At 65.3% G+C, this 13,487-nt stretch carries 11 protein-coding genes; 7 read left to right on the top strand and 4 right to left on the bottom strand.

Annotated features, from left to right (window positions below; translation table 11 throughout):
* Positions 1–42: 42 nt before the first annotated feature.
* Genes ATE70_RS07765 through ATE70_RS07745 form a run of 5 tightly spaced genes read left to right on the top strand, consistent with a single transcriptional unit; the run spans position 43 to position 5,195 of the window.
* Complete coding sequence (locus ATE70_RS07765; protein ID WP_231732900.1) at positions 43–1,440, top strand: circularly permuted type 2 ATP-grasp protein; 1,398 nt, start codon at positions 43–45, stop codon at positions 1,438–1,440.
* The gene (locus tag ATE70_RS07760; RefSeq protein ID WP_058537346.1) at positions 1,440–2,381 is read left to right on the top strand and encodes an alpha-E domain-containing protein; all 942 of its coding nucleotides are present in this window, start codon (positions 1,440–1,442) and stop codon (positions 2,379–2,381) included. The genes ATE70_RS07765 and ATE70_RS07760 overlap by 1 nt, the downstream gene beginning before the upstream one ends.
* A complete protein-coding gene (locus ATE70_RS07755) occupies positions 2,378–3,181 on the top strand; it encodes a transglutaminase family protein (RefSeq protein WP_058537345.1) in 804 nt (267 codons plus the stop codon). Before ATE70_RS07760 ends, ATE70_RS07755 begins: the two co-directional genes overlap by 4 nt.
* Before the next feature lie 46 nt (positions 3,182–3,227).
* Positions 3,228–3,959 (top strand): peptidase, encoded by a 732-nt coding sequence (locus tag ATE70_RS07750; protein WP_037518395.1) that lies wholly within the window; start codon positions 3,228–3,230, stop codon positions 3,957–3,959.
* Between the two features lie 48 nt (positions 3,960–4,007).
* Positions 4,008–5,195, top strand: coding sequence for a serine hydrolase domain-containing protein (locus tag ATE70_RS07745; RefSeq protein ID WP_058537344.1), 1,188 nt, complete (start codon positions 4,008–4,010; stop codon positions 5,193–5,195).
* A 91-nt stretch (positions 5,196–5,286) separates the two neighbouring features.
* On the opposite strand, the gene acs is transcribed toward ATE70_RS07745, so the two are convergent.
* Positions 5,287–7,266 carry an acetate--CoA ligase gene (acs, locus tag ATE70_RS07740; RefSeq protein WP_231740061.1) on the bottom strand — a complete coding sequence of 660 codons (1,980 nt, stop codon included), beginning with the start codon at positions 7,264–7,266 and terminating at the stop codon, positions 5,287–5,289.
* Between the two features lie 79 nt (positions 7,267–7,345).
* Between acs and amaB the strand changes: the two genes are divergently transcribed.
* Positions 7,346–8,848: an L-piperidine-6-carboxylate dehydrogenase gene (amaB, locus tag ATE70_RS07735; protein ID WP_197411406.1), complete on the top strand. Its 1,503-nt coding sequence runs from the start codon at positions 7,346–7,348 to the stop codon at positions 8,846–8,848.
* Between the two features lie 109 nt (positions 8,849–8,957).
* Here the strand turns inward: amaB and ATE70_RS07730 are convergent, their stop codons facing one another.
* The 3 genes from ATE70_RS07730 to fsa form a co-directional block, all read right to left on the bottom strand.
* Positions 8,958–10,454 carry an acetyl-CoA acetyltransferase gene (locus ATE70_RS07730; protein ID WP_058537440.1) on the bottom strand — a complete coding sequence of 499 codons (1,497 nt, stop codon included), beginning with the start codon at positions 10,452–10,454 and terminating at the stop codon, positions 8,958–8,960.
* Between the two features lie 8 nt (positions 10,455–10,462).
* Positions 10,463–11,257 (bottom strand): enoyl-CoA hydratase-related protein, encoded by a 795-nt coding sequence (locus ATE70_RS07725; protein WP_058537341.1) that lies wholly within the window; start codon positions 11,255–11,257, stop codon positions 10,463–10,465.
* A 76-nt stretch (positions 11,258–11,333) separates the two neighbouring features.
* Positions 11,334–11,984 (bottom strand): fructose-6-phosphate aldolase, encoded by a 651-nt coding sequence (gene fsa, locus ATE70_RS07720; RefSeq protein WP_037518386.1) that lies wholly within the window; start codon positions 11,982–11,984, stop codon positions 11,334–11,336.
* 134 nt (positions 11,985–12,118) lie between these two features.
* On the opposite strand from fsa, the gene radA reads away from it, so the two are divergent.
* Complete coding sequence (gene radA / locus ATE70_RS07715; protein ID WP_058537439.1) at positions 12,119–13,480, top strand: DNA repair protein RadA; 1,362 nt, start codon at positions 12,119–12,121, stop codon at positions 13,478–13,480.
* Positions 13,481–13,487 lie beyond the last annotated feature (7 nt).

Genomic DNA, 13,487 nt, shown 5'->3' with positions numbered 1-13,487 from the left:
ATGTTGCGTGGAAAGGGCAGGCGCATTTCATTTTTCGACGAAATGACGAGCCAGGAGGGCGGAACCCGGTCGCCCTATCGCGAATATTGCGGGTGGTTCGAGGCCGAGGATGCGACGCGCATCCAGCGCAAGGCGCAGCAGGCCGAGGCGCTGTTCCGTACCACCGGGATCACCTTCAACGTCTATGGCGCCGCCGACGGCGACGAGCGGCTGATCCCCTTCGACGTCGTGCCGCGCATCATCTCGGCGAGCGAATGGCGCCGCCTGTCGCGCGGCATCGAACAGCGCGTGCGCGCACTCAACGCCTTTCTCCACGACATTTATCACCGGCAGGAGATTTTGCGCGCCGGGCGCGTGCCGACCGACCTGATCGCGGGGAACGAGGCGTTCCTGCCGATGATGATGGGGCTCGACCCGCCGGGCGGCATCTATACGCACATCAGCGGCACCGACATCGTGCGCACCGGCGCCGATGAATTCTATGTGCTCGAGGATAATGCGCGCACCCCGTCGGGCGTGTCCTACATGCTCGAAAACCGCGAAACGATGCTCCAGATGTTTCCCGAGCTGTTCGCGAAAGTGCCGGTGCGCGAGGTCAGCGACTATCCGATCAACCTGCTGAAATCGCTCGCCGCCTGCGCGCCGCCCGCGTGCGGCGGCACCCCGACCGTCGCGGTGCTGACCCCCGGTATCCACAACAGCGCTTATTATGAGCACAGCTTCCTCGCCGACCATATGGGCGCCGAACTGGTGGAGGGGCATGACCTGCGCGTTATCGACGGGCGCGTCGCGATGCGCACGACGCAGGGCTATAAGGCGATCGATGTCGTCTATCGCCGCGTCGACGATGATTTCCTCGATCCGCTGAATTTCCGCCCCGATTCGATGCTCGGCGTGCCGGGGATATGGGACGTGTATCGCGCGGGCGGCATCACCATCGCCAACGCGCCCGGCACCGGCATCGCCGACGACAAGGCGCTCTACAGCTATATGCCCGACATCATCGAATTCTATACGGGCGAAAAGGCGCTGCTTCCCAATGTGCCGACGTGGCGCTGTTCGGACCCCGAGCATTTGCGCGAAGTGCTCGACCGGCTGCCCGAACTCGTCGTCAAGGAAGTCCACGGGTCGGGTGGTTACGGGATGCTCGTCGGCCCCGCCGCGAGCAAGAAGGAGCTCGCGGCCTTCCGTGCCAAGCTGGAGGCGAACCCCGGCAATTATATCGCGCAGCCGACGCTGTCGCTATCGACCGTGCCGATCTTTACGAAGAAGGGCCTCGCGCCGCGCCACGTCGACCTGCGCCCCTTTGTGCTGATGTCGCCGCAGGGGGTCACGATCACGCCGGGTGGGTTGACGCGCGTCGCGATGACCAAGGGATCGCTGGTGGTGAATTCGAGCCAGGGCGGCGGCACCAAAGACACCTGGGTATTGGAAGACTGATGCTGGGCAAGACCGCAGGCTCGCTCTTCTGGATGGCGCGTTACCTCGAGCGTAGCGAGAATAATGCGCGCCTGATCGACGCGGGGTTTCGCATCGCGCTGACGCGGTCGAGCACGGCGGCGGCCGAATGGAAGTCGGTGCTGGTGACCGCGGGGGTCAATCAGGCATTCAAGGCGGCGCACGGCGATTACAGCTCGGCGCGCGTGATCGACTTCCTGCTTCGCGATCCCGCCAATCCGTCGAGCATCCTTTCGGTGATCAAGCTCGCGCGCGACAATGCCCGCACCGCGCGCACCGCGCTGACCCGCGAGACGTGGGAGGCGGTCAATACGAGCTGGATGACACTCGTCGCGTTGCTGAAGCGGCCGGTGCGCGAGGACGATCTGCCCGACGTGCTGACGACGATCCGCCAGCAGAGCGCGCATGTCCGCGGGGCATTGAACGGCACGATGCTGCGCAACGACGGCTATCATTTTGCGCTGCTCGGTACGTTTCTGGAGCGCGCCGACAACACCGCGCGCATCCTCGACGTCAAATATTATCTGCTGCTGCCCTCGGTCGCGCATATCGGCACGTCGATCGACAATGTGCAGTGGGAAACGATTTTGCGGTCGGTGTCGGCGCACCGCGCCTATCGCTGGCTTTACGGGGCCGAGATCAGCGCGCTCAAGATCGCCGAATTCCTGATCCTCTATCGCCAGATGCCGCGCAGCCTCGCTTTCTGCTGCGAGCGGATGGAGGATCATCTGGCGCAGCTGCAGCGGCATTATGGCGAGGAGACCGAGGCCTGGCGGCTGGCGCATGCGCTGAGCCATGAGAAGCTCGCCGGGCCGATCCAGTCGATCTTCGACGGCGGCCTGCACCAATATGTGACCAGCTTTCTTCGCGACACCGCCGCCCTCGCCCGGCAGGTCGAGCGCGATTACAGGTTTGTGGAATGAAACTGCGCGTCGAACATACCACCCGTTATCAATATGATGCGCCGGTCAGCTATGCACTGCAGCAGCTGAAACTCACGCCGAAGGACCGGCCGGGGCAGCAGCGTGTCCATGGCTGGACGATCGAGGTCGAGGGCGGCGCGCAGCAACTGCACTACACCGACCACCACGGCAACGGCGTCAACCTGATTGCGGTGCAGGGCGGGGCGAGCGAGATGGTCATCCGCTGTCATGGCGAGGTCGAGCTGGAAACCTGGGACGGCGTGATCGGGCAGCATCGCGGCGCGATGCCGCTGTGGACCTTTCTGCGACCCACGCCGCTGACGCGCGCGGGGCGGCACGTCCGCGCGCTGACCGCACAGCTCGGCCGCGACTACAGCAATGATATCGAGCGCGCGCATGCGCTGTCGGCGCTGATCATCGACCGGCTGGCGTACCGGATCGGCTTTACCGATGCCGAGACGACCGCCGAACAGGCGCTCGGCAGCGAGGGCGGGGTGTGCCAGGACCATGCGCATATCTTCATCGCCGCGATGCGCCACCTTGGCCATCCGGCGCGTTACGTGTCGGGCTATCTGATGATGAACGACCGCACGCATCAGGATGCGACGCACGCATGGGCCGAGGCGCATTTCGAGCATATCGGATGGATCGGCTTCGACGTCAGCAACGGCCATTCGCCCGACCAGCGCTATATTCGCGTCGCGACGGGGCTCGATTACCGCGACGCTGCCCCGGTTCGCGGCATGCGCTATGGTGCGGCGCAGGAAAATCTGGTTGTTCAATTGCAGGTCCAGCAATAAGCGGGCCGGACGATCAGGACTTTCCGGGCGGGGAAAACGGGATTCGATGACTTATTGCGTTGGCATGCGTTTGAACAAGGGACTGGTGTTCATGTCGGACACCCGCACCAACGCGGGTGTCGACGACATTTCGCAGGTCCGCAAGATGCGCAGCTGGCACGTGCCCGGCGAGCGCGTGATCACATTGATGTCGGCGGGCAACCTCGCGACGACGCAGGCCGTGGTGAGCCTGCTCGACGAGCGCACCAAGGCGCCCGAGGAACGCCAACCTTCGATCCTCGCCGCGCCGTCGATGTTCGCGGTCGCGACGATCGTCGGCGAGACGCTGCGCAACATCGTGATGCGCCACAGCGACGAAGGGCCCGCGGCGGAATCGCTCTTCCGCGCCTCGCTGATCGTCGGCGGGCAGATCAAGGGGTCCGAACCGCGGCTTTTCCTCATCTATCCCGAAGGCAATTTCATCGAGGCGGGCGAGGATAATCCGTTCTTCCAGATCGGCGAGACCAAATATGGGCGGCCGATCATCGTGCGCTCGTACGACCCGGCGATGTCGTTCGAGGATTCGGTGAAGCTGCTTTGCGTCTCGTTCGATTCGACGATCCGCGCCAATGCCGGCGTCGACCTGCCGATTGACCTTCGCGTCCATGAGCGCGACGATTTTGCCACGGTGCGCGAACGGCGGTTCGAGCGCAACGACCCCTATTTCGAAAGCGTCGCCGACGGCTGGGCCGAGGCATTGGGCATCGCGCTCGCGGAGCTTCCCGACTTCCATTTCTGACCGCCTTCGGCCACCGTCCCCTTTCGTGGTTGAACAGGAGGGATCGCCATGTCGCGCTGGATTGCTGCCGCACTTGTTCTGATAGCCAATCCGGCGGCGGCCGAAGAGTCGCGCTTCGACGCGGCGCTTGGCGATTTTAGCGAGCTGCACCGCAGCGAAGCCGGCCGGGCGAAGATCGCGGGAAGCAGTTTCTACGTTGTACGTGACGGCCGGACCGTCGTTGCCGACCATCTGGGCGAGCAGGATGCCGACGCGCATGTCCCCGTCGATGCCGACACCATCTATCATTGGGCATCGATCACCAAGACGATGACCGGGATCGCGATCATGCAATTGCGCGATCGTGGGCTGCTGTCGCTCGACGATCCGATCACCCGCTATGTGCCCGAACTGGCGGCCGTCCACAATCCCTATGGCGACACGGGCGCGATCACGCTGCGCCAGCTGATGAGCCACAGCGCGGGCTTTCGCAGCGGCACCTGGCCGTGGCGCGATCATGACTGGCAGCCGTTCGAGCCGAAGGGCTGGGCGCAGCTCGTGGCGATGCTGCCGTATACGCAGGTCGAGTTCAAACCCGGCACGCGCTTCGGCTACTCCAATCCGGGCATCGTCTATCTGGGTCAGGTCATCGAGCGGCTGTCGGGCGAGGATTATGAAGTCTATGTCGACAAATATATCCTGAAGCCGCTGGGCATGCATGCCAGTTATTTCGATCGCACCCCGCCGCATCTGCTGCCGCACCGGTCGCACAGTTACTATATTCGCGACGGCCGGCGCGTCGCCGCGCCGTTCGATGTCGATACCGGGGTGACGGTGTCGAATGGCGGGCTCAATGCGCCGATGCCCGACATGGCGAAATATGCGGCGTTCCTGCTCGGCGATCCGGCGCGCCAAGTCGACTATGATCTGGTGCTGAAACGGTCTTCGCTCGAGGAAATGTGGGCGCCGCAAATCGCGGCGGGCGAGGATTTCACGCAGGGGCGTATGACGAAGACGACGCAGAGCGGGCTGTCCTTCTTTATCGACCGCGGTGCGGGGGTGCGGTTCGTCGGACATAATGGCGACCAGAACGGCTTTCGCGCCTATCTGAGCCTCTGTCCCGACCAGCGCGTCGGCAGCCTGCTGGCGTTCAACACCGAAACGCGCGGGGTCGAGAATAGTGCGGCCAATCGCAAAACGGCGGAATCGCGCATCGCGCTCGCGACCGATCGCCTGTGCGAGGCGCTGGCGAAATAGTCCGACTTTCTCGTCACCCCGGACTTGATCCGGGGTCCAAGGACGCGCCGTCGCAATGGATCCCGGATCAAGTCCGGGATCCCGATTGAGGCTATTTGTTCTTCCGTCCTTCGATCAGCCCGTCGACGAGGCTCGGATCGGCGAGCGTCGACGTGTCCCCCAGCGACCCGAAGTCATTCTCGGCGATCTTGCGCAGGATGCGGCGCATGATCTTGCCCGAGCGCGTCTTGGGAAGCCCGGGCGTCAGATGGATATGGTCGGGGGTCGCGATCGGGCCGATTTCCTTGCGCACCTGCTGCTTCAGCGCCGCGGCGACCTCGTCGGTCGGCTCGACCCCGGCGTTGAGCGTCACATAGGCGTAGATGCCCTGGCCCTTGATGTCGTGCGGGAAGCCGACGACCGCGGCCTCGGCGACGAGGTCGTGGAGGACGAGCGCGCTTTCGACCTCGGCGGTGCCCATGCGGTGGCCCGAGACGTTGATGACATCGTCGACGCGGCCGGTGATCCGCCAATAGCCGTCGGCGTCGCGGCGGCAGCCGTCGCCGGTGAAATATTTGCCCTTATAGGTCGAAAAATAGGTTTCGGCGAAGCGCTGATGATCGCCATAGATCGTGCGCGCCTGACCCGGCCAGCTGTGCGTGATGCACAGATTGCCCTCGGCCGCGCCGCCGGTCTGCTCATCGACGAGCACGCCGCCCTCGGCGTCGACGAGTTGCGGGCGGATGCCGAAGAAGGGGCGGCCGGCGCTGCCCGGCTGCATCGGATGCGCGCCGGGCAGGGTGGTGATCATGATGCCGCCAGTCTCGGTCTGCCACCAGGTGTCGACGACGGGAACGCGGCCTTTGCCGACGATTTGGTGATACCAGCGCCACGCCTCGGGATTGATCGGCTCGCCGACGCTGCCGAGCAGGCGGAGCGACGACAGGTCGTGGCGCGTCACATACTCGTCGCCCTCGCGCATCAGCGCGCGGATCGCGGTCGGCGCGGTGTAGAGGATGTTGACCTTATGCTTGTCGACCACCTGCCAGAAGCGGTCGTGGCCGGGATAGTTCGGCACGCCCTCGAACATCAAAGTCGTCGCACCATTCTGGAGCGGACCATAGACGACGTAGCTGTGGCCGGTGACCCAGCCGATGTCGGCGCTGCACCAGAAGATTTCGCCGGGGCGATAATCGAAGCCGTAATAGAAGGTGCTCGCGGTCCAGACGCTGTACCCGCCGACAGTGTGGAGCACACCCTTGGGCTTGCCCGTCGAGCCCGAGGTGTAGAGGATGAAGAGCGGGTCCTCGGCGTTCATCGGTTCGCACGGGCAGTCGGCGCCGACATCGGCCGACAGCGCGTCGTACCAATGGTCGCGGCCTTCCTTCATCGCGATATCGCCGCCGGTGTGCGCGATGACGAGCACCGCCTTCACGTCGACGCGTTCGAGCGCCTTGTCGACATTGGCCTTCAAGGGAACGGTTTTGCCGCCGCGAAGCCCTTCGTCGGCGCAGATCACCCAGTCGCTCGCGCAATCCTCGATCCGGCCATGGATCGCCTCGGGCGAAAAGCCGCCGAAGACGACGCTGTGGACCGCGCCGATACGCGCACAGGCGAGCATCGCCACCGCGCCTTCGGGGATCATCGGCATATAGATGGTAACGCGGTCACCCTTTTGGACGCCCATCTTCTTCAGCGTGTTCGCGAAGCGGATGACGTCGGCGAGCAGCGCGGCATAGCTGATCGTCCGCGTCTCGCCGTCGGGAGCGTCGGGTTCGAAGATGATCGCGGTGCGCTCGCCATGCCCCGCCGCAACATGGCGGTCGACGGCGTTGTGGCAAAGGTTGAGAACGCCATCCTCATACCATTTGATTTCAACGGGATCGTACGACCAGTTGCCGATCGTGGTCGGCGGCGTGATCCAGTCGATCCGCTTCGCCTGTTCGGCCCAGAAAGCATCGGGGTCGTCGATGCTCTGCGCGTAGAGCCGGTCGTAATCGGCGGCGCTGCAGTGCGTGTTCGCCGCGGCATCGGCCGGAACGGGAACAAAGGGCTCGGACGGCGACAATTCGGACAAGGACGACTCTCCCATTCGGGTTTGCATTGTTCGCCCGCTGCGATAACCCGCGAGCCACAAACTGCAAGGGCGTGTCGGCCCAATGAAGGGACAGATGATGGTTCAATTGGGCCAGGATATTGATGGGCTCCTCGGCAGGCTGGGGGTCGACCGCGCATTGTGGACCGAAGGCTCGATGCCGTCGGTCACGCCGCTGACGGGCGAAGAGCTGGGAATGGTGCGGGTCGCCGATGCAGCGGCAATTGATGAGACACTCGACAAAGCGAGGGCAGCCTTTCGCGCATGGCGCAATGTTCCCGCCCCGCGCCGCGGCGAACTCGTTCGATTGTGGGGCGAGGAATTGCGCGCGGCAAAAGACGATCTGGCGAAGCTGGTGACGATCGAGGCGGGAAAGATTCCGTCCGAGGGCGCGGGCGAGGTACAGGAAATGATCGACATCTGCGACTTCGCGGTCGGGCTGTCGCGCCAGCTTTACGGGTTGACCATTGCAACCGAACGGCCGGGGCACCGGATGATGGAGGTCTGGCATCCGCTGGGTGTCGTCGGGGTGATCTCGGCGTTCAATTTCCCGGTCGCGGTGTGGGCATGGAACGCCGCGATCGCGCTGGTGTGCGGCAACAGCGTCGTGTGGAAGCCTTCCGAAAAGACGCCGCTGACCGCGCTGGCGACGCAAGCGATTTTCGAGCGCGCGCTGGCGCGCTTCGGCGATGCGCCCGAGGGACTGGCGCAGCTCTTGATCGGCGGGCGCGAGGTGGGTGAGGCGCTGGTCGACGACACGCGCGTGGCGCTGGTATCGGCGACGGGTTCGACGCGGATGGGCCGCGCGGTCGCGCCGCGGCTGGCGCAGCGGTTCGCGCGCGCGATCCTCGAACTTGGCGGCAACAATGGCGTGATCGTCACGCCGTCGGCCGACCTCGACCTCGCGCTGCGCGGCGTTGCGTTCGGGGCGATGGGGACCGCGGGACAGCGCTGCACGACGACGCGGCGATTGTTCCTGCACGACAGCATTTACGATGGCTTCGTCACCAAGCTGAAGGCCGCCTACAACAGTGTCGGCGTGGGCAATCCGTTGACAAGCGAGGTGCTCGTCGGGCCGCTGATCGACCGCGCGGCCTATGAGATGATGCAGGACGCGCTGGACGCGGCGCGCGCCGCGGGCGGGGGCGTCCATGGCGGCGAGCGGATCGGCGAAGGTGCGAGCTTTTACGTGAAGCCGGCGCTCGTCGAGATGCCGGGGCAGGTCGGACCCGTGCTCGAAGAGACCTTCGCGCCGATCCTTTATGTCATGCGCTATTATGATCTGGACGGGGTGATCGAGCTGCACAACGATGTCGCGGCGGGGCTGTCGTCGGCGATCTTCACGACCGACATGCGCGAGGCCGAGCGGTTCCTGGTCGCGAGCGACTGCGGTATCACCAACGTCAATCTCGGCACCTCGGGCGCCGAGATCGGCGGCGCGTTCGGCGGCGAGAAGGAAACCGGCGGCGGGCGTGAAAGCGGCTCCGACAGCTGGAAGGCCTATATGCGGCGGGCGACGAATACGCTGAATTATTCGGACACGCTGCCACTGGCCCAGGGGGTTTCATTCGAAATCTAGTTCCCCTCCCGCTTGCGGGAGGGGCTAGGGGAGGGCATGTCGCGCTCCTGCATTTCGGTCCCGGAACAGGCCCTCCCCCGACCCCTCCCATAAATGGGAAGGGAGAGGCTTAGGCCCGCCAGCCGAAGCCTTCTTCGAGCGCGAAGACCTGCCCCGCCGTCCCGACCGGCTCCTGCGTGCCGTCGGTGAGGAACGCCAGCATCGTCGTATCGCTCACATCGACATGCGCCAGCGTGCGCTTTCCGTCGGGCGTCCGCGCCACCACAACACCCGCTTTCGGCGCGCCATCGCGGCCGTAAAACACCGTATAGCTCTCGATCGTCGCCGGCCCGGCATAATCTTCCACCAGCTCGGGCACCGGCCCGCGCTTCGCCTCGGCCTCGGCCTGATAGTCGAAGTCCTGCGGAAAACTCGCCGCCGCAATCGGCCGGTTCCCCAGCACGATGCAATGATTGTCGGTTGCGAAGCCGCCATTGGCGAAGAGGAAGCCATAGCGGCCTTCCTCGCGCAGTTTCTCGACCATCGAAACGATCGCGTGGCTCATATAATTCGCGATCGGCCCGCCGCCGAAGGTGAGGCCGCCGAACACCGTCGCGGGCCGGTCCCACGGCCAGCCGAGGATACGCCGCGCCATCTTGGGGACGCACGGGAAGCAGCTGTAAAGCTCGACGAAATCGAAGTCCGCGGCGGTCATCGCGTTCAGTTCGAGCGTGCGGTTGATCGAGGTCTCCATACTGACGCTGCCGTCATAGCGGTCGCGGTGAAGGATGCTTGCGGGCTCCTTCGCCGCGGCGCCCATGCCGATATGGATCAGGCGGTCTTCGGGGATGCCGCGGCGCCATGCTTCGGCGAGGCTCGCTACGATGAAGCCCGCGCCCTGGTTTACCGATGAATTGGCGACCATCAGCTTCGAATAGGGGAAGGCGATCGGGCGGTTGCGCTCGTCGACCTTGAGGATGTCTTCGGGGCTGGCGGGTTTGCGAATCCACGCGCCGTCGTTTCCGGCCGCGACCTCGGAAAAGCGCGACCAGATTTCGGCGCTTTCGAATTGGGCTTCGGCGAGGCTTTGGCCCCACGCCGCGCGTGTCGCATTCTCGTAGAGGGGATAGACGTCTACCGGCGCCGCCAGCCCGTGAAGCTGGGCGTAGTTCGGCTCGCGGCGTGTCGCGACCTTGCGGATCGCATTATAGCTTTTGTCCTCGCCGCTCGCGGCCTTCGCGGCGCGGCCTGCGGCGGTGCGGAGCGCTTCGGCGCCGACGATCGCCGCGAGTTTCACTTCGCCTGCGCCGATGCGGTTCGCGGCCTCGTTGAGCAGGCGAACGGGCGTGTCGCCGTGCGGAGCCGCCGACTGATAGTTGATCGCGGGCGTTGCGCCGATCGCGGCGGCGAGCGGTTCGGGAAGCTTGCCGAGGCTGTGGAAGCTGATCTGGTCGACGATCGCAAGGCTGTCCAAGTCGGTCAGCAAGCCGCCGCCGGCATCGGCATCGGCTTGCCTTAGCGCCGCGACCATCAGCCCGAGCGAGTCGAGCCCCTCGTCGGGGTCCGCGGGCCGGTCATTGACCTGCCCCACGCCGATGATGACGGGAATGCGCTCGGGATCGGTCATCGTCACGATCAGCGCGCCTTCCACTCGGGCTTGCGCTTCTGCGCAAAGGCCAGCGGCCCCTCGCGCGCGTCTTCGCTGCGCATCAGCACGCCGCGCTCGCGCGTGTTATGCTCCCAGAACGGCGCGTCGGCGGCGATGCGGCCCTCGTCGATGCCGAGCGCGACGCGCTTTGACGCCTGCACCGACAGCGGCGCGTTGGCGGCGATCTTTTCGGCGAGCGCGATCGCGGTGGGGAGCAAGTCGACGAGCGGGACGACATGGTTGACGAGGCCCAACTCGGTGGCGCGTGCGGCGGGGATCGGATCGCCGGTCAGCATATATTCCATCGCGAGCTTGCGCGGCAGCTGCTGCGCAAGCCGGAAGGCCCCACCGGCGGCGGCGAACAGCCCGACCTTGACCTCGGGCAGGCCGAATTGCGCATGGTCGGCGGCGATAATGATGTCGCTCATCAGCGCGATCTCGCAGCCGCCGCCGAACGCGAAGCCATTGACCGCGGCGATGATCGGTTTCGAGATCGGGTGCGACACCATGCCGGCAAAGCCCCACGCCTGCTGCGCCGGATCGTCGGGATAGAGGCTTTCGCCGCGCGAGAGTGCGACCAGGTCGGCGCCCGCGCAGAAGCTCTTGTCGCCCGCGCCGGTGATGACGACGGCGCGGATTTCGGGATCGGCTTCGGCGGTTTCAAGCGCGGTGCCGATGCCGATATGGACCGCGGCGTTGACCGCGTTGCGCGCCTCGGGCCGGTTGATCGTGACGATCAATATGTGGCCGCGGCGTTCGGTGAGGATGGTGGTGTCGGTCATCGCGAATCTCTCCCTTTCGGGGGAGTATCGCGATGACTTAACGTTTACGTCAACTGCTAAGAGAGTGAGGCGTGTCTCAGATCGACTGCCCGGTCTTCGCCCAGTCGGCGAGGAAGCCTTCGATGCCCTTTTCGGTCAGGATATGCTTGAACAGCCCCTTGATCACCGACGGCGGCGCGGTCATCACGTCGGCGCCGATCTTGGCGGCTTCGAGCACATGGATGCCGTGGCGCACGCTCGCGACGAGGATCTCGGTTTCATAGCCGTAATTGTCGTAGATCAGCCGGATGTCGGAGATGAGCTGCATCCCGTCGAAGCCATTGTCATCGTGACGGCCGACAAAGGGCGAGACGAAGGTCGCGCCGGCCTTGGCGGCGAGCAGCGCCTGCGCCGCCGAGAAGCAGAGCGTGACATTGACCATCGTGCCATCGCCGGTCAGCGCCTTGCACGTCTTGAGGCCGTCGATCGTCAGCGGCACCTTGATGCAGACGTTCGGCGCGATCTTGCGAAGAATCTCGGCCTCTTTCATCATCGTTGCATGGTCGAGCGCGACGACTTCGGCCGACACGGGGCCGGTGGTCAGCGCGCAGATTTCCTTCGTGACTTCCTTGAAGTCGCGGCCCGACTTGGCGATCAGCGAGGGGTTGGTGGTGACGCCGTCGAGCAGGCCGGTTGCGGCGAGCTCCTGGATATCGGCGATTTCGGCGGTGTCGGCGAAGAATTTCATGGCGCGGTGCTTTCCTGTGGGAAGGTGATTCGGGTGTTGCTGCTCCCCTAGAGCAACGCGCGCACAAAATGAACCGTCGCTACGAGTTTGGGAAAGGGCTGGCGTTCCATCTTTGTTCCGATTATGCGAGCCGCATGGCCAAAGCGAAACGTCAATATGTCTGCCAGAATTGCGGCTCCGCAACCTATCGCTGGCAGGGGCAATGCGCCGATTGCGGCGAGTGGAACACGCTGATCGAGGAGGCTGGCGAAACGGTGTTTTCGGCCAAGCACGACCTCAGCCGCGGCGGGCGGACGCTCGCGCTCGAAACGCTCGATGCCGAGAGCAAGATGCCCGAGCGCATGCTGTGCGGGATTGCCGAATTCGACCGCGCGCTCGGCGGCGGTTTCGTCGCGGGGTCGGCGACGCTGATCGGCGGCGATCCGGGGATCGGCAAGTCGACGCTGCTGCTGCAGGCGGCGGGGCGGCTCGCGAAGGCGGGCAAGTCGGTCGTCTATATCAGCGGCGAGGAAGCCGCGGCGCAGGTGCGGCTGCGCGCGCAGCGGCTCGGACTCGGCGATGCGCCGGTGGCGCTCGCCAGCGCGACATCGGTGCGCGACATCCTTGCGACGCTCGACAAGCAGACCGCAGATTTCGTCGTGATCGATTCGATCCAGACGATGCACAGCGACCTGATCGACAGCGCGCCGGGAACGGTGAGCCAGGTGCGTGCGAGCGCGCAGGAACTGATCCGCTACGCCAAGGACAGCGATGCCGCGATCGTGCTCGTCGGCCATGTCACCAAGGACGGGACGATCGCGGGGCCGCGCGTGCTCGAGCATATGGTCGACACGGTGCTGGCGTTCGAGGGCGAGCGCAGCCATCAATATCGCATCCTGCGCGCGGTGAAAAACCGCTTTGGCGGCACCGACGAGATCGGGGTGTTCGCGATGGGCGAGGAAGGGCTGGGCGAAGTCAGCAACCCGTCGAGCCTGTTCCTGACCGACCGCAGCCGCGATGTGCCGGGATCGGTGGTGTTTCCGGCGCTCGAGGGCACCCGCCCGGTGCTCGTCGAGGTGCAGGCGCTGACCGTGCGGCTCGCGAGCGGCGCGACGCCGCGCCGCGCGGTTGTCGGCTGGGATAGCGGGCGGCTCGCGATGGTGCTCGCGGTGCTGGAGGCGCGCTGCGGGCTGCAAATGGGCGCCGCCGAAGTCTATCTCAACATCGCGGGCGGCTATCGGCTCACCGATCCCGCCGCCGATCTGGCGGTCGCGGCGGCGCTGATCTCGGCATTCAGCGAGCGGCCGGTGCCCGCCGACGCAATCGTATTCGGCGAGCTGTCGCTGTCGGGCGACGTGCGGCAGGTTTCGCACGACGGCCTCAGGCTGCGCGAAGCGGCGAAGCTCGGTTTTTCGCGCGGCTGGGGTCCCAAGGGCATGAAGGCGGTCGGCGGGATTTCGGTCACCGGTTTCGAACGCCTCGGCGAACTCGTTGACCTGATGCTCGGGCGCGACTAGCGACCGG

The organism is Sphingopyxis sp. H053 (assembly GCF_001468225.1).
GTDB lineage: Bacteria > Pseudomonadota > Alphaproteobacteria > Sphingomonadales > Sphingomonadaceae > Sphingopyxis.
This window is presented reverse-complemented; position numbering and strand designations above follow the sequence as displayed.

Coding starts and splice junctions, on each gene's coding strand:
- ATE70_RS07760 (WP_058537346.1), top strand. CDS start 1,440: ATGCTGGGCAAGACCGCAGGCTCGCTCTTCTGGATGGCGCGTTACCTC.
- ATE70_RS07765 (WP_231732900.1), top strand. CDS start 43: ATGACGAGCCAGGAGGGCGGAACCCGGTCGCCCTATCGCGAATATTGC.
- ATE70_RS07730 (WP_058537440.1), bottom strand. CDS start 10,454: ATGACCGATCCCGAGCGCATTCCCGTCATCATCGGCGTGGGGCAGGTC.
- radA (WP_058537439.1), top strand. CDS start 12,119: ATGGCCAAAGCGAAACGTCAATATGTCTGCCAGAATTGCGGCTCCGCA.
- ATE70_RS07725 (WP_058537341.1), bottom strand. CDS start 11,257: ATGACCGACACCACCATCCTCACCGAACGCCGCGGCCACATATTGATC.
- ATE70_RS07755 (WP_058537345.1), top strand. CDS start 2,378: ATGAAACTGCGCGTCGAACATACCACCCGTTATCAATATGATGCGCCG.
- amaB (WP_197411406.1), top strand. CDS start 7,346: ATGATGGTTCAATTGGGCCAGGATATTGATGGGCTCCTCGGCAGGCTG.
- ATE70_RS07750 (WP_037518395.1), top strand. CDS start 3,228: ATGACTTATTGCGTTGGCATGCGTTTGAACAAGGGACTGGTGTTCATG.
- fsa (WP_037518386.1), bottom strand. CDS start 11,984: ATGAAATTCTTCGCCGACACCGCCGAAATCGCCGATATCCAGGAGCTC.
- ATE70_RS07745 (WP_058537344.1), top strand. CDS start 4,008: ATGTCGCGCTGGATTGCTGCCGCACTTGTTCTGATAGCCAATCCGGCG.
- acs (WP_231740061.1), bottom strand. CDS start 7,266: ATGGGAGAGTCGTCCTTGTCCGAATTGTCGCCGTCCGAGCCCTTTGTT.